Source organism: Bacillus sp. FSL R9-9497, assembly GCF_038005805.1.
GTDB classification, from domain to species: domain Bacteria; phylum Bacillota; class Bacilli; order Bacillales; family Bacillaceae_G; genus Bacillus_A; species Bacillus_A cereus.
Window position 1 is genome coordinate 1,466,379 of sequence record NZ_JBBOTY010000001.1, and the last position, 19,447, is coordinate 1,485,825.

Sequence of the window (19,447 nt, forward strand, 5' to 3'; positions counted from 1 at the left end):
ACATATTAACAGGGAAGAAGAGTTTCCTTTTTGGGAACTCTTCTTTTTGCTTTTAAAAACATAAATATGCTAGAATGTGTTCGTATCACTTTTAGGTTTTCGGGAGGGCTAGCGGATGGCAAAAGTTAATTTAGAACAAATTGAACATGCAGTACGCCTTATTTTAGAGGCGATTGGGGATGACCCAAATCGTGAGGGAGTACTTGATACACCAAAGCGTGTTGCAAAAATGTACGCAGAAGTGTTCTCAGGTATGCATGAAGATCCGAAAGAGCATTTGCATAAAGTATTCGGAGAAGATCACGAAGAGCTTGTACTAGTAAAAGATATACCATTTTATTCGATGTGTGAGCATCATTTAGTTCCATTCTATGGAGTTGCTCACGTTGCATATATTCCGCAAGGTGGAAAGGTGACAGGGTTAAGTAAATTAGCTCGTACCGTAGATACAATTGCACGTCGCCCACAACTGCAAGAACGTATTACATCAACAGTAGCGAACTCTATTATGGAAGTACTAGAGCCTCATGGTGTAATGGTAGTAGTAGAAGCAGAACATATGTGTATGACGATGCGTGGTGTAAAAAAACCAGGTGCGAAAACAGTAACGACAGCAGTGCGTGGTGTGCTTGAAAATGATGCTGCAGCGCGCAGTGAAATTTTATCGTTTATTAAAACGAAGTAAAGAAAAGCGGGAAACTGCTTTTCTTTTTTTTTTTAGTAAATAAATGATATAGTTTTAACTAGACAGAGTGAGATTAGAAAGATTGCTTACATGAATGGTAGGTGTAGCCAAGTTTTGGTTATAGAAAATAGAGTGTATGTGTTATAATAAGTTTTATGAATTAGAAAACAAGGGTGATTTTTTGTGTGTGACATCTACGGAGGGTATGCGGGTATAAAAGAAAAATTGATGGAGAAATTACGCCATCCTTACTTTATAAACTATATTGAAGAACCATTTATTGATGAAGAAAAGATAGCATTGTTATATGGTGCTTTAAAGAGTGCAAACTTACATATAGAACAAATTGAGCATTACGTAGTAACAATTATGCTTGTACAAATTGCGCTTGATACGCATGAAAGGGTATCAAATAAAGCAGGCGAGGAAGAGATTGAATTCCATAAATGTCGTCAATTAACAGTACTTGCAGGCGATTACTATAGTGGACTATATTATTATTTATTGTCTATGAATCGTGATATTGTTTTAATTCGTGCACTTGCTGAAGGAATTAAAGAGATAAATGAACACAAAATTATGTTATACCAAAAAGCGCATGAAACGACGGATGACATAATGAAAAGCGTAGTAGCGATTGAGTCTGCGCTCCTTCAAAAAACATGTGATCATTTTCATTTATCACATTGGAAGCCATTTATTACATACGTATTAGGTGGAAATCGCCTTCAAAAAGAAATTCAATTGTATGCTGATAAGCAACATTCACCTGTTTTTCAAGCTATGCAAGATGCTTTAGGGGATAAAGCAGAAGTAGTGATTAATGGTTGGATGAAGGAATTGAGAAAGAAAGAAAAACAATTTTTAGAAAATCACACAGACATAAATGAAATAAATTCTGTGTTAAGGAATAAATAGAAGACATAAGCAATTTTACATTGGAAGAAGGTACGAGCATGCAACAATCAAAAGAAGAAAGAGTACATGACGTATTTGAAAAGATTTCTGATAAATACGATGTGATGAATTCTGTAATTAGTTTTCAAAGACATAAAGCGTGGCGTAAAGAAACGATGCGAATTATGGATGTACAACCAGGTAGTCAAGCGCTTGATGTATGCTGTGGAACCGCAGATTGGACAATTGCGCTAGCTGGAGCCGTAGGTGAACAAGGAAAGGTTGTTGGCTTAGATTTCAGTGAAAATATGTTATCTGTCGGTAAGCAAAAGGTAGAGGCGTTACAATTAAAACAAGTAGAACTTCTACATGGGAATGCAATGGAACTTCCGTTTGAAGATAATACGTTTGATTATGTGACGATTGGGTTTGGTTTACGTAACGTACCGGATTATATGCACGTATTAAAAGAAATGACACGTGTAGTAAAACCAGGTGGAAAAGTAATCTGTTTAGAAACATCTCAACCAACAATGATTGGTTTTCGACAAGGGTATATTTTATACTTTAAATATATCATGCCGTTATTTGGAAAGATGTTTGCGAAAAGTTATAAAGAATATTCATGGCTTCAAGAATCTGCTAGTACGTTCCCAGGGATGAAAGAATTGGCTCAAATGTTTGAGCAAGCTGGACTTGAACGTGTGCAAGTGAAACCATTTACTTTCGGGGTAGCAGCGATGCATTTAGGTATTAAACCAGAATCAAAATAGAAAAAAGAAGTTTTAGGTTAAGGTGAACAATATGAAGTTACAACTTATGTACTCTTTTTTACGATCGGATATTAATGTGATAGAAAAAGAATTAAAAAAGACAGTCGCTTCTGAACAGCCATTAGTAGAAGAGGCAGCATTACAGCTTATTGAAGCTGGTGGGAAACGAATTCGTCCTGTATTTGTGTTGCTTGCAGGGAAATTTGGAGATTATAAGTTAGATGCGATTAAGCATGTTGCTGTTGCGTTAGAACTTATTCATATGGCTTCTCTTGTTCACGATGATGTTATTGATGCTGCATTTTTACGACGCGGCAGTGCGACTGTGAATGCGAAATGGGGAGATCGTATTGCGATGTATACAGGGGACTATCTGTTCGCTAAGTCTCTTGAATGTATAACAAATATCGAAATTCCAGAGGCGCATCAAGCGTTATCACATACTATTTTAGAAGTCTGTAAAGGTGAAATTGAACAAATTAAAGATAAATACAATTATGACCAAAATTTAAGAACGTATTTAAGAAGAATAAAGCGAAAAACAGCATTATTAATTGCCGCGAGTTGTCAATTGGGAGCGATTGCTGCTGGTGCTAATCGTGATACGGTAAATCGTCTATTTTGGTATGGGTATTTTGTAGGGATGTCTTATCAAATTATTGATGACATTTTAGACTTCGTTTCCACAGAAGAGAAACTTGGAAAACCTGCTGGCGGAGATTTACTACAAGGGAATATTACACTTCCTGCTTTATATGCGATGGAAGATCCAGTACTTCGTCAGAAAATCACATCTGTACATGAAAATTCAACAGCAAGTGAAATGCAAGAGATTATTGATGCTGTAAAAAATAGTACAGCAATTGATCAAGCATTTGCGTTTAGTGAACGTTATTTACATAAAGCTTTAGAAATAATAAAACCACTTCCACGTGGAAAAGCAAAGTACGCATTACAAAATGTTGCAAAGTATATTGGAAAACGAAAATTTTAATGTTTATTCTAAAAAATAAAATAATCTCTCTATTTCAAAACTATTGCACAATTGTGATAAGGGTGATAATATGTGTGTGGGGATATACAATTACATACATAATTCAGAAGTGGAGAGATTTTTTATGGAAAAAACATTTCTAATGGTAAAACCAGACGGTGTACAACGTGCCTTCATTGGGGAAATTGTAGCTCGTTTTGAGAAAAAAGGCTTTCAATTAGTTGGTGCAAAATTAATGCAAGTCACTCCGGAAATTGCTGGACAACACTACGCTGAGCATAAGGAAAAACCTTTCTTTGGTGAGTTAGTAGACTTTATTACATCTGGACCTGTGTTCGCAATGGTATGGCAAGGTGAAGGTGTAGTAGATACAGCGCGTAACATGATGGGGAAAACAAGACCACATGAAGCAGCTCCTGGAACAATTCGTGGAGATTTCGGTGTAACTGTTGCGAAAAACATTATCCATGGTTCTGATTCTTTAGAAAGCGCAGAGCGCGAGATTGCTATTTTCTTTAAAGAAGAAGAATTAGTTGACTACTCAAAATTAATGAATGAATGGATTTACTAATTATTTTGAAATAATTTGTAAACGCTTTAATCACTGTGATAATAGTAAAAAGTGCAAGGAGAATAGGGGTATTCTTCTTGCACTTTTTTTATTTTCAGTTAGTTACGAAGTTTGAGCTGTTATGATATGTTGATATTTAAATTAGGCCTATCGGAAATATAGAATAAGAAAATGGTCGATTTATGATATAATTTCTTTAATATTTTTAGAATGATAAAAGTTAATATAGTGAGATAAATACATATACGAAAAGAGGAATAACGTATGCGATATATTACAGCTGGTGAATCTCATGGTCCACAACTTACAACGATTATAGAAGGTGTTCCGGCAGGATTGTCTTTAGTAGCAGATGATATAAACGAAGAGTTAGCTAGAAGGCAAAAGGGATATGGGCGCGGTAGACGCATGCAAATTGAAACGGATCAAGTGCAAATTTTAAGTGGTGTTAGACATGGAGAAACATTAGGTTCCCCTATTGCACTTGTTGTTGAAAATCGTGATTTTGCACACTGGACAAAAATTATGGGGGCGGAGCCTTTAACTGAGCAAGAAGAAAAAGAGATGAAAAGGAAAGTGACAAAACCAAGGCCTGGGCATGCTGATTTAAATGGTGCGATTAAATATGGTCATAGAGATATGAGGAATGTACTGGAACGCTCGTCAGCGCGCGAAACGACGGTGCGTGTTGCTGCTGGTGCGGTTGCTAAAAAGGTGTTAGCAGAACTTGGTATTAAAGTGGCGGGCCATGTAATTGAAATTGGCGGTGTACAAGCTAAGGAGATTACGTATAGTTCAATTGAAGAATTAAAGAGTATTACAGAAGCATCTCCTGTACGTTGCTTAGATGAAGAAGCTGGTAACCAAATGATGAAAGCAATTGATGATGCGAAAGCAAATGGTGATTCAATCGGTGGAATCGTTGAAGTAATTGTGGAAGGGATGCCAATTGGAGTAGGTAGCTACGTGCATTATGATCGAAAACTGGATGCGAAATTAGCAGCTGCAATTATGAGTATTAATGCTTTTAAAGGTGTCGAGATTGGAATTGGTTTTGAAGCAGCGCATAGACCAGGAAGTGAAGTTCATGATGAAATTCTGTGGGATGAGGAGCATGGATATACACGAAGAACAAATAATGCAGGTGGACTAGAAGGCGGTATGACGACTGGAATGCCAATTGTTGTGCGCGGTGTGATGAAACCGATACCTACACTTTATAAACCTCTTCAAAGTGTAGATATTGATACGAAAGAGCCTTTTACAGCGAGCATTGAACGTTCAGATAGTTGTGCAGTGCCAGCAGCTAGTGTCGTTGCAGAAGCGGTTGTGGCTTGGGAATTAGCGACAGCTTTAATAGAACAATTCGGATTAGATCGTATGGAACTAATTCGTGAAAATATTGAGAAACATAATGAATATGCGAGGGGATTTTAATGGGAAACATACATATTCAAACGAAATCAAAAGAATATGATGTACATGTTGGTAAAGAAGCGTTGTCAAACTTAACAACGATCGTTCAAAATATGCAGCCAGCGGTATCTAACGTAATGATCATTTCAGATGAAGCTGTTGCATCACTACATTTACAGACAGTTATCGATGCATTACAAGTAGAGCAGCACGTGTTTTCGTTTGTTGTACCAAGTGGCGAAAAAGAGAAGTCTTTCGAAAATTTCTATGCGGCTCATACGTCAGCTCTTGAAAATAAATTAGATAGAAATTCTTTAATTCTTGCACTTGGAGGCGGAATGATTGGAGATTTAGCTGGTTTTGTTGCTGCATCGTTTATGCGTGGTATTCGCTTTGTGCAGGTTCCGACAACTTTATTAGCGCACGATAGCGCAGTGGGTGGGAAAGTAGCGATTAACCATCCGTTAGGTAAAAATATGATTGGTGCATTCCATCAGCCAGAAGCAGTTGTATATCATACACCGTTTTTACAGTCTCTTCCTGAAAAAGAGTGGCGTTCAGGTTATGCAGAGGTGATAAAGCATGCTCTTATCGGTGATGTGGAGCTATACCATTGGTTAAAAGAAGAAGTGCAAACATTAGCGGATCTTCATGATGAGAAGTTAATCTATATATTAACGAAGGCGATTCCTGTAAAGGCAAATGTTGTGTCACAAGATGAAACAGAGAAGGGTGTACGTGCTCATTTGAACTTTGGACATACGTTAGGACATGCTCTTGAAAAAGAGCTAGGGTATGGAAATATTACTCACGGTGACGGTGTAGCGGTTGGAATGTTATTCGCCATATTTTTAAGTGAGCAAGTGTACAAGGTTGATCTTGCTTATGAAGATATGAAGCAGTGGTTCTTGAAATACGGCTATCCAAAAATGCCAAGAGATTTGAATGTAGAGCGCCTCGTTCAATTGATGAAACAAGATAAGAAAGCAAATGCAGGAGCAATTCATATGGTGCTTATGCAGGAATATGGGGTAGTGAATGTCGTATCTATTTCAGATGAGACTGTTCATATTGCGTTAGAGGCATTTCAAAAAGATATGGTTTAAAATGATAGCGAAGTGCTGTGAAGTGCTCATTTAGAGGTATTCTCGTAATAGTGACGGTTATGACAAAAGATTACAGTAAGGGGCTATAACCGTATTGTAATCAAATTGAATGAAATGACTGGGGGAAGAAAAATGAGAGTGAAAGAGCAATTGTTAACTTTGAGAGCGTATGTGCCTGGGAAAAACATTGAAGAAGTAAAAAGAGAATATGGTTTATCAAAAATTGTGAAATTAGCATCCAACGAAAATCCATTCGGTTGTTCAGCACGTGTGACAGAAGCATTAACTTCTTTAGCGAGCCAATATGCCCTTTATCCAGATGGATATGCCTTTGAACTTCGGACAAAAGTAGCGGAACATTTAGGTGTAAAAGCAGAACAACTACTATTTGGTAGTGGATTAGATGAAGTCATTCAAATGATTAGCCGAGCGTTACTACATGAAGGAACAAACGTTGTAATGGCGAATCCTACGTTTTCACAATATCATCACCATGCTGTTATTGAAGGAGCAGAAGTTCGTGAAGTATCACTTAAAGATGGTATTCACGATTTAGATGCAATGCTAGAGCAAGTAGATGAGAAAACGAAAATTGTATGGATTTGTAATCCGAATAATCCAACAGGTACATATGTTGAGAAACAAAAATTACTTTCATTTTTAGAATCAGTTCCTAAGTCGGCTCTCGTTATTATGGACGAAGCATATTATGAATACGCGGAAGCAGAAGACTATCCGCAAACATTACCACTTCTTGAAAAGTATGAAAATCTTATGGTTTTACGCACGTTTTCAAAAGCATATGGTTTAGCTGCTTTTCGTATCGGATATGCGATTGGGGATGCGAAGTTAATCGGACAGCTAGAAGTAGCTAGGTTACCATTCAATACATCAACTGTAGCCCAATCTGTAGCACTCGCTGCATTAGAAGATCAAGCCTTTTTACAAGATTGTGTGCAAAAGAATGCTGAAGGTTTAAATCAGTATTATGCATTTTGTAAAGAATATAACGTATTCTATTATCCATCTCAAACAAATTTCATTTTCTTAAAACTTGGTATACCGGGTAATGAAGCTTTTGAACGATTAATGAAAAAAGGATATATCGTTCGTTCTGGTGCTGCATTTGGTATCGATGATGGTATTCGTATTACTGTCGGTTTGAAGGAAGAAAATGATGAAATTATAGAGTTGCTGAAAGAGCTTGTAAATGAGCAAGTACAGAAAGAAGAAACATATTCTTAAGAGATTGTGAAGGCTCCTAGTATAGGAGCCTTTTTTATCGCATTCAAAATAAAGGTTGAAGACTGCTAATTAAGTTATTCTGTAAACCACGGTTTGTATGGCTCGATAATTAGTGAGAGAAGTTATTTGCACGGTCATAAAAGAAAGCGGTACAATAGAAGATGATGATAAGGTATCGGTGTCATATCCGAACCTTTTGAACAATTAACTACTCTGTAAGAAGAAGTATAAGAAGAAGCATGCTCATTCTAAAGGTTGCGTTCTAACAGTGAGTTGCTTATGATAAATGAACAGAAGAGAATATTTTTTAGAATTAAAGGAGACGTTTATGCAAAAGTTTGAACAAGCTGTTTCATATATTGAAAATGGTGAAGCGGAAAAAGGATTACAATTATTAAAAGAACAATTAAAAATTGCGAATGATGAAGAGAAGTATGATATCGCTCGTTACTATCATACGCTTGGATTTACAGATGAGGCATTAGCAATTACTGAAGACTTACGTTTACTGTATCCAGAAGAAAGTGAATTCACTGTATTTTTAGCAGAATTATATATTGATCTAGATAAAGAAGATGAAGCGATTGAAGTGCTTCATGATATTCCAGAAAATGACGATTTATATGTTCAATCGTTATTACTTGTTGCAGATTTATTCCAAATGCAAGGTTTTGATGATGTAGCAGAGCAAAAACTATTAAAGGCGAAAGAAATGATGCCTGATGAACCTGTTATTACGTTTGGGTTAGCAGAATTATATAGTAGTAAAGGTGAAGAACAAAAGGCAATTACTTATTATGAATCGCTATTAGCGGAACATAAAGTAATGGGTGGTGTTGTGATCGCACTTCGCCTCGCAGAAACGTTAAGCGCGATCGGAAACTGGGAAGAAGCGATTTCTTATTATGAAGCAGGCCTAGAGGAACAAAAAGATATTCACTCATTATTTGGATATGCCTTTACATTATACCAAGGTGAAGAATATCAGAGAGCAATTGGTGCTTGGCAAGAACTAAAAGAATTAGACCCTGAGTACGCATCACTGTACATGTATTTAGCGAAAAGCTATGAAAAAGAAGGAATGCTTCAAGAAAGCTATGAAACGCTTCATGAAGGAATTAAAGTAGATGAGCTTTCAGTTCCATTTTATGTAGAGTTAGCGAACATTGCGGCGAAATTAGGAAAAATAGTAGAAGCAGAGGAAGTTCTTCAAAAAGCGCTTGAGTTAGATCCAGGGCATTTAGGTGCAACATTAAAATATGCATATATCTTAAAAGAACAAGAAAAGTACGAAGAGTTAATTGCAATTGTAGAGCGTGCTATTGATAGTGGAGAACCAGATACACAACTACTCTGGGATCTTGCGTATGCAAAAAAACAATTAGAAATGTATTCGGATGCATTAAAACACTATGAAAGTGCATATACTTCTTTTAAGAATCATCCAGACTTCTTAGAAGAGTACGGTTATTTCTTATTGGAAGAAGGAAAACGAAAAGAGGCGAAAGAAGTATTTACTCAGTTATTACAACTAGACCCGACACAAATTCATATTGAAGAGTTGTTATATAATTTAGAGGATTTTTCATAAGTTGGAAGGAAACTGAATGCCGCTTCTTGAATCTAAAAAGAAAAGAGAAAGACAGAGGAGGGACTTAATTGCTATGAATACCCCTGTTTCTGTAAACGAGAAGAAGGATTTTGTAAAATGGTTTTTGAATAATTACCAACTGAAACAGCGTGAATGTGTATGGATTCTGAATTATTTAATGAGTCACGACCAATTGATGCATAAAGTCCACTTCGTAGAGCATGCAAAATATTGTCCGCGTGGCTTAGTGATGTCAGCGAATTGTGTGAAAGACACACCGTTTCACTTTTTTAAACAAAATGTTATGACAACAGATGCTGAAAAATCGTTTCATGATATTCGTTTAAATCGAGATGAGGATATTTATATTCAACTCAACTTTAAATCATCGTTTCAAAATGCGAATTATGTAGCTGTATTAGAAGAAAACCCATATTTACCAAAGCATATTGAAGTAAATGAAAAAGATCGTTTACTTGCAGAAAGGTTTTTGGAAGAAAGTGTATTTTCGTTTAGGAGAGAACGCCTTTTGAAACAAATTGATGAAGCGTTAGATAAGCAAGATAAGGAAGCGTTTCATAGATTAACGGCAGAGTTAAAGACTTTGTAGAATTTATTTGGATTAATTAATTTTTACAAATTTCAGACTTTTATCAAGAAAAACTACCTATATTGGGTAGTTTTTCTTTTTTTACCTCTTTTAGTGTGGTTTAATATATATAAAGTGAAAGTTCTGTCATTTGTAAGTGAAGGAGGGAAGGGATTTGAAGTGGATTGTAAAAGATGTAGAACAGTTTGAGCAAGCAAGAGAGTATGTTGATACAGGAGTAATACCGCTGTTATCAGTTTCGGCAGCAAAAGAAATGAAAATGGTTGTAGAACAAGGTGAATTTATCGAATTGTTGAGCACGGAATTGGAAAGAGAGTATAAAGGAAGAGTGCTTTTACTGCCTGCGTTTACGTATTTGGTAGAAAGTCAAAAGAATGAAAAAGGTCGTTTGCAAGAATGGACAAATCATTTACGAAGTGAAGGTTTTAAGCATATTGCTTATGTTACAAGTGATTTTTCATGGAAAAAGGATATGCAAGAATTACAGGGAGATTTATTTTGGTTTCCTTCATTAGCGTTAGAACAATTTAGTGATCAAGCAAAAAGAGAAGTTATTCATGCGCATATAAAAAATATAATGGTGATGTTGGAAGAGAAATGGGGAAACTCGCAATAAACAGAAAGTTCTTATTATTATGAGTAGTATGATATTGACCTGTGCATGAGCGTATTATATCATGATAGTGTCCTAGTTTTTATTTTTTATATAATTTATCACGAGGGGACAATTTCTGATAGAGGGGGGAAATTTTCGTGAGCGACAAAGAACATCGCGTGTCAAGAAGACAATTTTTAAATTACACACTCACAGGGGTAGGAGGCTTTATGGCTGCCGGTATTTTAATGCCGATGACGCGATTTGCGCTTGATCCGGTGTTAAGAAAAGAAGCGGGAACAGATATGGTTGCTGTTGCGCAAGTAAAGGATATTACAACAGAGCCGAAGCGTTTCGATTTTAAAGTGAAGCAGGTTGATGGTTGGTACAAGTCTGAAGAACCAAAATCGGCTTGGGTTCATAAAGATGAAAGCGGAGACATTGTTGCGTTCTCTCCAGTATGTAAACATTTAGGATGTACAGTTAACTGGAATTCGGACAAAGCACATCCGAATCAATTCTTTTGCCCATGTCACGGGGGGCGTTATACAAAAGATGGGATTAACATTAAAGGTACGCCACCCCTTGCTCCGCTTGATGTGTACGAGTCTAAAGTGAAAGATGGAACGCTGTATCTAGGAAAAGCGAAGCCAAGAGGGGGTGCAAAGTAGATGTTAAATAAAATTTATGATTGGGTGGATGAAAGATTGGATATTACACCAATATGGCGTGATATCGCTGATCATGAAGTACCTGAACATGTAAACCCGGCACATCACTTCTCTGCATTCGTCTATTGCTTTGGAGGACTTACCTTTTTCGTTACTGTAATTCAAATTTTATCTGGAATGTTTTTGACGATGTATTATGTGCCTGATATTAAAAATGCTTGGGAATCAGTTTACTATTTACAAAATGAAGTTGCTTATGGGCAAATTGTTCGTGGTATGCACCACTGGGGTGCTAGTCTCGTAATTGTAATGATGTTTTTACATACACTCAGAGTTTTCTTCCAAGGTGCGTATAAAAAGCCCCGTGAGTTAAACTGGATTGTTGGTGTTCTTATTTTCTTTGTTATGTTAGGTCTTGGTTTTACCGGATATTTATTGCCGTGGGATATGAAAGCTTTATTTGCTACAAAAGTAGGGATTCAAATTGCAGAGCAAACACCGCTCATTGGTCCTTATATTAAAACATTACTCGCTGGTCATTCCGAAATTGTTGGCGCTCAAACATTAACTCGCTTCTTTGCTATTCACGTCTTCTTCTTACCAGCAGCACTTCTAGGTTTAATGGCCTTCCACTTCATCATGATTCGCAAACAAGGTATTTCCGGTCCACTATAAGAGATTGCTAAATTAAAGGGGAAAGAACAAAAGGAGGGAGATTATGCATCGCGGCAAAGGGATGAAGTTTGTAGGAGATTCTCGGGTACCAGTAGCTCGGAAACCAAATATTCCAAAAGACTATTCTGAATACCCAGGGAAAACAGAAGCATTTTGGCCGAACTTCTTGTTAAAAGAATGGATGGTTGGTGCAGTTTTTTTAATCGGTTATTTATGTTTAACAGTGGCGCATCCGTCGCCGCTTGAGAGAATGGCGGACCCAACTGATGCTGGATATATACCACTTCCAGATTGGTATTTCTTATTCTTGTATCAGTTATTAAAGTATTCTTATGCTTCCGGTTCATTTACTGTAATTGGAGCATTTATTATGCCAGGGATTGCGTTTGGAGCATTACTGTTAGCTCCATTTCTTGATCGAGGTCCAGAAAGACGTCCATTGAAGCGTCCTGTGGCAACTGGATTTATGCTTTTAGCAATTGCATCGATTATTTTTTTAACTTGGGAATCTGTAGCACACCACGACTGGGAAGCTGCAAAAAAACAAGGAGCAATTGTAAAAACAGCGCCAGTTGATAAAAATGATGATGGCTATAAATTAATGCAAAAAAATACTTGTTTAACATGTCATGGTGACAATTTACAGGGCGGGGCAGCAGCACCGGCACTGCAAAACTTAACTTTAAAGCCAGAAGAAATTGCTAAAATTGCGAAAGAGGGAAAAGGTTCAATGCCTAAAGGTGTATTTAAAGGTACGGATGAGGAACTGAAGAAGCTTTCGGAATTCGTTGCAAAGTATAATAAAAAATAATAAAAAGCTGACTACAAAATTTGTAGTCAGCTTTTCTATTTAGTTGGATGAAGTTTGTTATAATAGAGTAGGATTTAATGAATGAATTACTTTGCTTGAAAGGTGTTGGACATACGGATTGGTGTACTTGTATGTAATGTTAAGACAACGCTCGGTATTATTATTTTTATTAATTGTTAACATATTAGGTACAATTTACGGATTTATATGGTACGGAAATCAATTGAAAGAAACGTCACCTATATTTTGGCCGTTTGTACCAGATAGTCCTATGGCGAGTCTCTTTTTTGTCTTTGTTTTAATTGCTTTTTTGGCAAAGAGAAACTGGGGATTAATAGAAGCGTTAGCGATTGTAACTTTAATAAAATATGGTATTTGGGCTGTTGTTGTAAACGGGATTATGATTTACGTAAAAGGGCCTATTGGCCTTATGGGCTACATGTTAATGCTTTCGCACTTTGCGATGGCAGTACAAGGATTTTTATATGCTCCATTCTATCGTATAAAAAAATGGCATTTTATAGTAGCAGCTGTGTGGACGTTGCATAACGATGCAATTGATTATTTATTTTGGCAAATGCCGCGATATGGAATTATGCATTTGTTTGTAGAGGAAATTGGTTATTTTACGTTTTGGTTAAGTATTGCTGTACTATGTATTACATATTATTGTTGCTTACGTGAGCAAAGGAAACAATTTTCTTTATGATGGTTAGAACATTTAGGGGGAGAACATGGAGAAAAATAAGAGTGGTACAAAAATATTGGATCGATTGATTACTTTAGTTGTTTCATATAGCATAGCATTTTCTATTTTTGCACTCGCAACAACGGCAGTTGTGTATGGAAAATGGCTGTATTATTTTGAAATTGATTTTTTAAATATTCCTGATTTAGCGGATATGACGAAGGATGAAATTAAAAGAAATTACGATGTGCTTATTACATATTTATCCCCGTTTTATGACGGAGCATTACATTTGCCAACATTAGATATGTCCACAAATGGCCGTATTCATTTTGTAGATGTTAAAAATATTTTAGTAAAGATTCAATATGTGATGTATGCGACAATTATGATTGCAGTGATAGGCGGAATTTATTTATTAAAAAAGAAAAATGAAAAGTTTTTACTGCATGGATCGATTTTAACAATCATTTTTCCGATAGCGCTTATGTTACCAATTGCTATTAATTTTGAAAAGAGTTTTGTATTATTCCATAAACTTTTATTTAGTAATGATTATTGGGTTTTTGATCCTGAAAAAGATCCAATTATATTAATGTTACCAGAAGAGTTCTTTATGCATGCTGCGTGTGCTATTTTATTATTCATTTTAGGTGGTAGTATACTTTGTTACAGTTTATATCGATATTTCGTAAAAAAGAAAAGGATGTCACAGAAAAAATTCTCTGCTTAAAGAGAATTTTTTTCTTTGTAAAATGATAATATATTTTTCGGTCTAGTTCTGTTCTATTCTTGTCCAAATTAACATATTTTGTACTAGTAGTTATAGGGGGGACCGGGATGAAGAGAACATTAATTGGATTGATAGCATTTCTAATTATAATGTTTCCGTTACGTATATATGCTGAAGAGTGGAATGAGCTAACAGGGTTGTTAGACGACTCGTTACAGTTAGTGAAGCGTAATGAAGATGAAAAAGCGGTACAAGTATTACAACATTTCTCGGAGCAATTTTTAATAAAGGGGAATGAAAAGAAGCAGGAAGTAACACCAGATCAAGTTAGAGTTATTTCTTTAGCTTACGATAAGGCGCAACAATCGCTCTCTGAAGAAGGTTTAGGTAAGCAAGCTAAAATTGATAATGTGCTGGCATTACAACTTGCTGTTGATGCACAAGTATCGAAATATCAACCACTTTGGATGGAAAGAGAAAGGAAAGTAATGGATGCCTTTTCTCAAATGGAAAAAGCGATGGAAAAAGAAGATGCTGGGCAGTTTCAACAAACGTTAAATACGTTTTTAAATGAATTCAATATTATTTATCCAAGCTTAATGATTGCTTTGCCAGAAAACGAGGTTCAGCGTGTAAATGTTCATTTATCTTATTTAGATGAATTTCGTAACGTTATGTTAAAAACGAAAGGCGGCCAAATGCAATTAGGGATTATTAAAGGGGATTTGCAAAAGATATTTCACACAGTAAAAAAAGATGAAATTGCACCCTCTCTCATTTGGTTTATGACAATTACTGGGGGACTTATTTTATTCACATTAACTTATGTTGGATGGAGAAAGTATAAAGGAGAGAGAGAAAAAAGAAAAAGTAATGTACATTCTAAAAATAGATAATGCAATAAATAAAGATATGGATTGTAAGGTTTATTCATTGACAATAGTGGCAGAAGAAAATAGAATGAGAAGTACTATAATTAAAACTTCAATGGAGGTTCATGATGTTTTATTTAATTTACTTCGCGATCATAATGATCATACCGTTGTATGCACAGTCAAGAGTACGTAGTGCCTATAGCAAGTATTCACAAGTTTATTCAACATCAGGTATGACAGGAGCGGAAGTGGCTCGAAAAATTTTAGATGAAAATGGATTATACAACGTAGCTGTAGAAGAAACACCAGGTCATTTATCAGACCATTATGATCCAACCGCTAAGACGGTTCGATTATCAACAGATAACTATTATGGACATTCAGTTGCTGGTACAGCAGTTGCAGCACACGAAGTAGGACACGCAATTCAAGATGCAAAAGATTATAAATTTATGCGCGTTCGTCATTCGTTAGTGCCAGTTGCAAACTTTGGTTCGAATATGTCTTGGATTTTCGTCCTAATCGGTATATTTGCACAAATGTCTGGTTTGTTGTTATTAGGTATCATTTTAATGGCAGCAGGTGTTGTGTTCCAGCTCGTTACATTGCCAGTTGAGTTTGATGCGTCAAAGCGCGCAATGCAACAAATTGAAGCGTTAGGTATTGTATCAACAGATGAATATGGGCAAGCTCGTAAAGTATTAAATGCGGCAGCATTAACATATGTAGCAGCTGCAGCTGTAGCGGTATTTGAATTATTACGTCTCGTATTAATGTATACTGGTATGCAGCGTAGCGACGACTAAAGACTATCAATTTTGATAGTCTTTTTTTATTGTATAGATTGAATTATATAATGTATTGCAAATAGAAATAATAGAAGTAATGCGGAAAGGCGGTGGGGGGAAATGAAATATCCAGACCATTTAGTAAAACAAGTGCAAGAGCGCAGTGCTCCTTATCAACTAGAAGGTTTTTTAAGTGGACAAGGTCCTGAAAATCCCAAATTTATGTTGTTAGGAGAAGCGCCTGGTGAAACAGAAATTCATAATGGGATTCCGTTTAGCGGGAGGGCGGGAAAACAATTAATGGATTTTTTAGAGCGTATTGATGTTACAAGGGAAGAAGTATATATTACGAGCGCTGTTCGAAGTAGACCTTATAAATGGCGAGAGAAAAAAGAACGAAATGGTGAAATCATACAAAAAAAGTATAATAGAACGCCAAATCAGGGAGAAATAGTTGCCCATGCGCCTTTGTTAGATTATGAATTAGAGAAAATACATCCGAAGCTTATCGTCACGCTTGGAAATATCGGTCTTCAACGTTTAACAGGAAAAAATAAAAAAATCACAGATATACACGGGCAATTATTAAAACAGCCCATTCAAAAATTAAAGGATATGCAAAGTGCAGAGTTTACATGGTCAGAGAAAGAATATCATGTTTTTCCGACTTTTCATCCAGCTTCCATTTTTTATAATCGGAGTTTATTGGAGCTTATTCATGAGGATTTTGAGAAGCTTAAAAGACTTGTAATAAAAAACTAGAAAAGCTAAGGCGCTTTTCTAGTTACATTTAATTATGTAAAGGGTTTTTATTTTCATCTAACGTAAATCCTTCACCAACTACATCATGTACATCACTTACAGCGACAAAAGCATGAGGATCTACAGAAGTAATGATATTCTTTAATTTCACGATTTCATTTTTAGCAACAACGCAATACAATACGTTACGTTCCACTTTTGTATACGATCCAACAGCTTTTAAAAAGGTTGCTCCGCGCTCCATTTCAGATAAAATTTTGGCAGCAATTTCATCATTTTTCTCTGAGATAATAGTCGCTCCTTTGGCAGCATAAGCTCCTTCTTGCATAAAATCAATGACTTTAGCACCGATAAAAACAGCAACTAGCGTATACATGCCCTCGCGGTATGATAAATAGGTAAGAATAGAGACTACGATAACGACAGCATCAAACATAAACATTGTTTTCCCCATACTCCAGCCAACATATTTGTGAGCTAGTCGTGCGATAATATCTACACCGCCAGTAGTCCCGCCATATTTAAATATTATTCCAAGGCCGATACCGATAAATGCCCCGGCGAATAAAGCTGCGAGTGTCATATCATTTTGCAAGTTTAAATGTAAGTTGAGTACTTCGTAACGCTGGAAAATCCATAGAAATAAAGATACGCTAAAGGTGCCAATTAATGTATATAAAAATGTCGTTCTGCCAAGTAACCTCCAACCAATAAAAAATATAGGGATATTTAAAATTAAGTTTGAGTAGGAAGGATCAAACTTAAATAAAAAATACAATAATAGTGTAATACCAGTAAACCCACCCTCTGCAAGGTGGTTTTCAATATTGATATTGACAATACCGAAAGAAAATATAGCGGAACCGATTAAAATAAAAATAATATTTCGCATCTTCAATTTTGATGTCATATAGAAATCCCCCTAATTATGTAATGATTGCATTGCTCCGCTGAAACAGTAAAACATAATAATAAGTAATTTCTAGTTGCTAGTGAAAATAGTAAGAATTTGATTGGTGTGGGCTGATCTTTTGCGAAAAGCACAAAAGAAGGTTTCACTTTATCCCGCTCTAACGGCTGGTAGGAGATGAAGCAAAGAAGAGGGGCAAACCAGCCGTAGGAACCCGATTAGTTCAACTAATCTTTTGCAAAAAAGCGCAAAAGAAGTTTCACTTTACCCCGTACCAACGGCTGGTAGGAGATAAAGCTCTGAAGAAAGGCGAACCAGCCGTAGGAACCCGATTAGTTCAACTAATCTTTTGCAAAAAAACGCAAAAGAAGTTTCACTTTATTATAGTCTATCCAAAAATGGGTCGCAAATAGGTGTTTGGCGGGGAATAATATTTGTCAAATCGCGATGAATTGGCTAACATGAAAGAGGAAGGATTAGAGGTGAATAGTATGGAAGCAAAAACGATGAAAGATATGCAGAAAGAAGTAGATGCATATATTGGTCAGTTTAAAGAAGGTTATTTCAGTCCGCTTGCAATGATGGCTCGTTTAACGGAAGAAATGGGAGAGCTTGCAAGAGAGGTAAATCATTATTATGGTGAGAAACCGAAGAAAACAACTGAAAAAGAAAGAAGTATTGAAGAAGAGCTTGGAGATGTATTATTTGTTATGATTTGTATGGCAAATAGTTTAAATATTGATTTAGAGACAGCACATAACATTGTAATGAATAAATTTAATACACGTGATAAAGATCGCTGGACACGTATTGATGAGGGAGAGAAAGAATAATGAAAGAAATTAAAGTAATTATCGCCGGACCAAGAGGACGTATGGGACATGAAGCAGTTCTTCTTATGGAAAGAACGGAACATTTTAATTTAGTAGCAGCAGTGGATTATAAGCATGGTGGTGAGAAGATTTCTGATTTACCTGGCATGCCAGCAGTACATGCACCGATTTACGCTGATTTACATACTTGTTTAGATGAAGTAGAAGCAGATGTGTTGTTAGATTTAACAACACCAGAAGTGGGGAAACAACACGTTACACTTGCAGTTGAGCGTGGACTTCGTTCGGTTATTGGTACAACTGGATTTACAGAAGAAGAATTGGCACGTTTAAAAGAGAATGCAAAAGAAAAAGCAGTAGGAACAATTATTGCTCCAAACTTTGCAATTGGTGCAGTTCTTATGATGAAATTCTCACAAATGGCAGCGAAATATTTCCAAGATGTTGAGGTAATTGAATTACATCATGATCAAAAATTAGACGCACCATCTGGTACAGCTGTAAAAACGGTAGAGTTAATTCGTCAAAATCGTGAATCAAAGCAGCAAGGTCATCCAAATGAAGTAGAGCAACTAGCAGGTGCACGTGGTGCAAATGTAGACGGTATTCACATTCATAGTGTACGTTTGCCAGGGCTTATTGCACACCAAGAAGTAATGTTCGGTGGAGATGGACAAATGTTAACAGTTCGTCATGATTCATTCAATCGTGCATCATTTATGTCAGGTGTAAAACTATCAATTGAGACAGTAATGAACCTTGATCATCTTGTGTACGGTTTAGAAAATATTATCGACTAAAGGGGAGACAACGGATGAAAATTGCCTTAATCGCACATGACAAAAAGAAAAATGATATGGTTTCGTTTGCATACGCATATAAACCAATTTTTGAACAACATGAATTATTTGCAACAGGAACGACAGGGCTTCGTATTATGGAAGCGACTGGATTAGTTGTAACAAGATATCAATCTGGCCCTCTTGGTGGAGATCAAGAAATTGGTGCAATGATTGCAAAGAACGATTTAGATATGGTGATTTTCTTCCGCGATCCATTAACAGCACAGCCGCATGAACCGGATGTGAATGCATTGCTTCGTTTATGTGATGTATATGCGATTCCACTTGCAACGAATATGGCAAGTGCTGAAATGTTAATGCACGCATTAGAGCGAGGAGATTTAGATTATCGTAAGTTAAGAAAATGAGGGGAACA

General features: G+C 36.2%; 23 protein-coding genes. 22 read left to right on the forward strand and 1 reads right to left on the reverse strand.

Annotated elements, in window-relative coordinates; translation table 11 throughout:
* The first annotated feature begins 115 nt into the window (after positions 1-115).
* The 19 genes from folE to MKY21_RS07750 all read left to right on the forward strand — a co-directional run bounded on the left by folE (position 116) and on the right by MKY21_RS07750 (position 16,486).
* A complete protein-coding gene (gene folE / locus MKY21_RS07660; RefSeq protein WP_001151482.1) occupies positions 116-685 on the forward strand; it encodes a GTP cyclohydrolase I FolE in 570 nt (189 codons plus the stop codon).
* A 183-nt stretch (positions 686-868) separates the two neighbouring features.
* On the forward strand, positions 869-1,603 hold the full coding sequence (locus MKY21_RS07665) for a heptaprenyl diphosphate synthase component 1 (RefSeq protein WP_000332850.1): 735 nt from the start codon (positions 869-871) through the stop codon (positions 1,601-1,603).
* Between the two features lie 38 nt (positions 1,604-1,641).
* Positions 1,642-2,355, forward strand: coding sequence for a 2-heptaprenyl-1,4-naphthoquinone methyltransferase (gene menG / locus MKY21_RS07670; protein ID WP_001187674.1), 714 nt, complete (start codon positions 1,642-1,644; stop codon positions 2,353-2,355).
* A 31-nt stretch (positions 2,356-2,386) separates the two neighbouring features.
* Complete coding sequence (gene hepT / locus MKY21_RS07675) at positions 2,387-3,349, forward strand: heptaprenyl diphosphate synthase component II (protein ID WP_000776077.1); 963 nt, start codon at positions 2,387-2,389, stop codon at positions 3,347-3,349.
* 124 nt (positions 3,350-3,473) lie between these two features.
* Positions 3,474-3,920, forward strand: coding sequence for a nucleoside-diphosphate kinase (gene ndk / locus MKY21_RS07680; RefSeq protein WP_000415883.1), 447 nt, complete (start codon positions 3,474-3,476; stop codon positions 3,918-3,920).
* 264 nt (positions 3,921-4,184) lie between these two features.
* Complete coding sequence (gene aroC, locus MKY21_RS07685; RefSeq protein WP_001269386.1) at positions 4,185-5,357, forward strand: chorismate synthase; 1,173 nt, start codon at positions 4,185-4,187, stop codon at positions 5,355-5,357.
* Positions 5,357-6,442: a 3-dehydroquinate synthase gene (aroB, locus tag MKY21_RS07690; protein ID WP_086392148.1), complete on the forward strand. Its 1,086-nt coding sequence runs from the start codon at positions 5,357-5,359 to the stop codon at positions 6,440-6,442. Before aroC ends, aroB begins: the two co-directional genes overlap by 1 nt.
* Before the next feature lie 132 nt (positions 6,443-6,574).
* Positions 6,575-7,687 (forward strand): histidinol-phosphate transaminase, encoded by a 1,113-nt coding sequence (hisC, locus tag MKY21_RS07695; protein ID WP_001264023.1) that lies wholly within the window; start codon positions 6,575-6,577, stop codon positions 7,685-7,687.
* Between the two features lie 328 nt (positions 7,688-8,015).
* Positions 8,016-9,278 carry a tetratricopeptide repeat protein gene (locus tag MKY21_RS07700; protein ID WP_001168671.1) on the forward strand — a complete coding sequence of 421 codons (1,263 nt, stop codon included), beginning with the start codon at positions 8,016-8,018 and terminating at the stop codon, positions 9,276-9,278.
* 73 nt (positions 9,279-9,351) lie between these two features.
* On the forward strand, positions 9,352-9,888 hold the full coding sequence (locus MKY21_RS07705) for a ReoY family proteolytic degradation factor (protein ID WP_001095925.1): 537 nt from the start codon (positions 9,352-9,354) through the stop codon (positions 9,886-9,888).
* A 154-nt stretch (positions 9,889-10,042) separates the two neighbouring features.
* Positions 10,043-10,504 (forward strand): YpiF family protein, encoded by a 462-nt coding sequence (locus MKY21_RS07710; RefSeq protein ID WP_086392150.1) that lies wholly within the window; start codon positions 10,043-10,045, stop codon positions 10,502-10,504.
* Between the two features lie 137 nt (positions 10,505-10,641).
* A complete protein-coding gene (gene qcrA, locus MKY21_RS07715; RefSeq protein WP_001280593.1) occupies positions 10,642-11,154 on the forward strand; it encodes a menaquinol-cytochrome c reductase iron-sulfur subunit in 513 nt (170 codons plus the stop codon).
* Positions 11,155-11,829, forward strand: a complete 675-nt coding sequence (gene qcrB / locus MKY21_RS07720) for a menaquinol-cytochrome c reductase cytochrome b subunit (protein WP_000932700.1) — start codon at positions 11,155-11,157, stop codon at positions 11,827-11,829.
* 43 nt (positions 11,830-11,872) lie between these two features.
* Entirely contained in the window at positions 11,873-12,640 is a 768-nt protein-coding gene (gene qcrC / locus MKY21_RS07725) for a menaquinol-cytochrome c reductase cytochrome b/c subunit (RefSeq protein WP_000554603.1), read from the forward strand.
* A gap of 118 nt (positions 12,641-12,758) precedes the next feature.
* Entirely contained in the window at positions 12,759-13,349 is a 591-nt protein-coding gene (locus MKY21_RS07730) for a DUF1405 domain-containing protein (RefSeq protein ID WP_142954689.1), read from the forward strand.
* 25 nt (positions 13,350-13,374) lie between these two features.
* A complete protein-coding gene (gene lit / locus MKY21_RS07735) occupies positions 13,375-14,061 on the forward strand; it encodes a lipoprotein intramolecular transacylase Lit (RefSeq protein ID WP_000414377.1) in 687 nt (228 codons plus the stop codon).
* Positions 14,062-14,168: 107 nt separating this feature from the next.
* On the forward strand, positions 14,169-14,957 hold the full coding sequence (gene ypjB, locus MKY21_RS07740) for a sporulation protein YpjB (RefSeq protein ID WP_000831584.1): 789 nt from the start codon (positions 14,169-14,171) through the stop codon (positions 14,955-14,957).
* 101 nt (positions 14,958-15,058) lie between these two features.
* Positions 15,059-15,742: a zinc metallopeptidase gene (locus MKY21_RS07745; protein WP_058839490.1), complete on the forward strand. Its 684-nt coding sequence runs from the start codon at positions 15,059-15,061 to the stop codon at positions 15,740-15,742.
* A 102-nt stretch (positions 15,743-15,844) separates the two neighbouring features.
* Positions 15,845-16,486 carry a uracil-DNA glycosylase gene (locus tag MKY21_RS07750; RefSeq protein ID WP_016117488.1) on the forward strand — a complete coding sequence of 214 codons (642 nt, stop codon included), beginning with the start codon at positions 15,845-15,847 and terminating at the stop codon, positions 16,484-16,486.
* Between the two features lie 28 nt (positions 16,487-16,514).
* Here MKY21_RS07750 and MKY21_RS07755 read toward each other — a convergent pair whose 3' ends face one another.
* On the reverse strand, positions 16,515-17,396 hold the full coding sequence (locus tag MKY21_RS07755; RefSeq protein WP_000202121.1) for a YitT family protein: 882 nt from the start codon (positions 17,394-17,396) through the stop codon (positions 16,515-16,517).
* Between the two features lie 491 nt (positions 17,397-17,887).
* Between MKY21_RS07755 and MKY21_RS07760 the strand changes: the two genes are divergently transcribed.
* From MKY21_RS07760 to mgsA, 3 genes are read left to right on the forward strand one after another with little or no spacing between them, the layout of a single operon-like run.
* Positions 17,888-18,229 (forward strand): nucleotide pyrophosphohydrolase, encoded by a 342-nt coding sequence (locus MKY21_RS07760; protein WP_002108639.1) that lies wholly within the window; start codon positions 17,888-17,890, stop codon positions 18,227-18,229.
* Positions 18,229-19,029, forward strand: a complete 801-nt coding sequence (gene dapB / locus MKY21_RS07765; protein ID WP_137070194.1) for a dihydrodipicolinate reductase — start codon at positions 18,229-18,231, stop codon at positions 19,027-19,029. Before MKY21_RS07760 ends, dapB begins: the two co-directional genes overlap by 1 nt.
* A 14-nt stretch (positions 19,030-19,043) precedes the next feature.
* Positions 19,044-19,439, forward strand: a complete 396-nt coding sequence (gene mgsA, locus MKY21_RS07770; protein WP_000684765.1) for a methylglyoxal synthase — start codon at positions 19,044-19,046, stop codon at positions 19,437-19,439.
* Positions 19,440-19,447 lie beyond the last annotated feature (8 nt).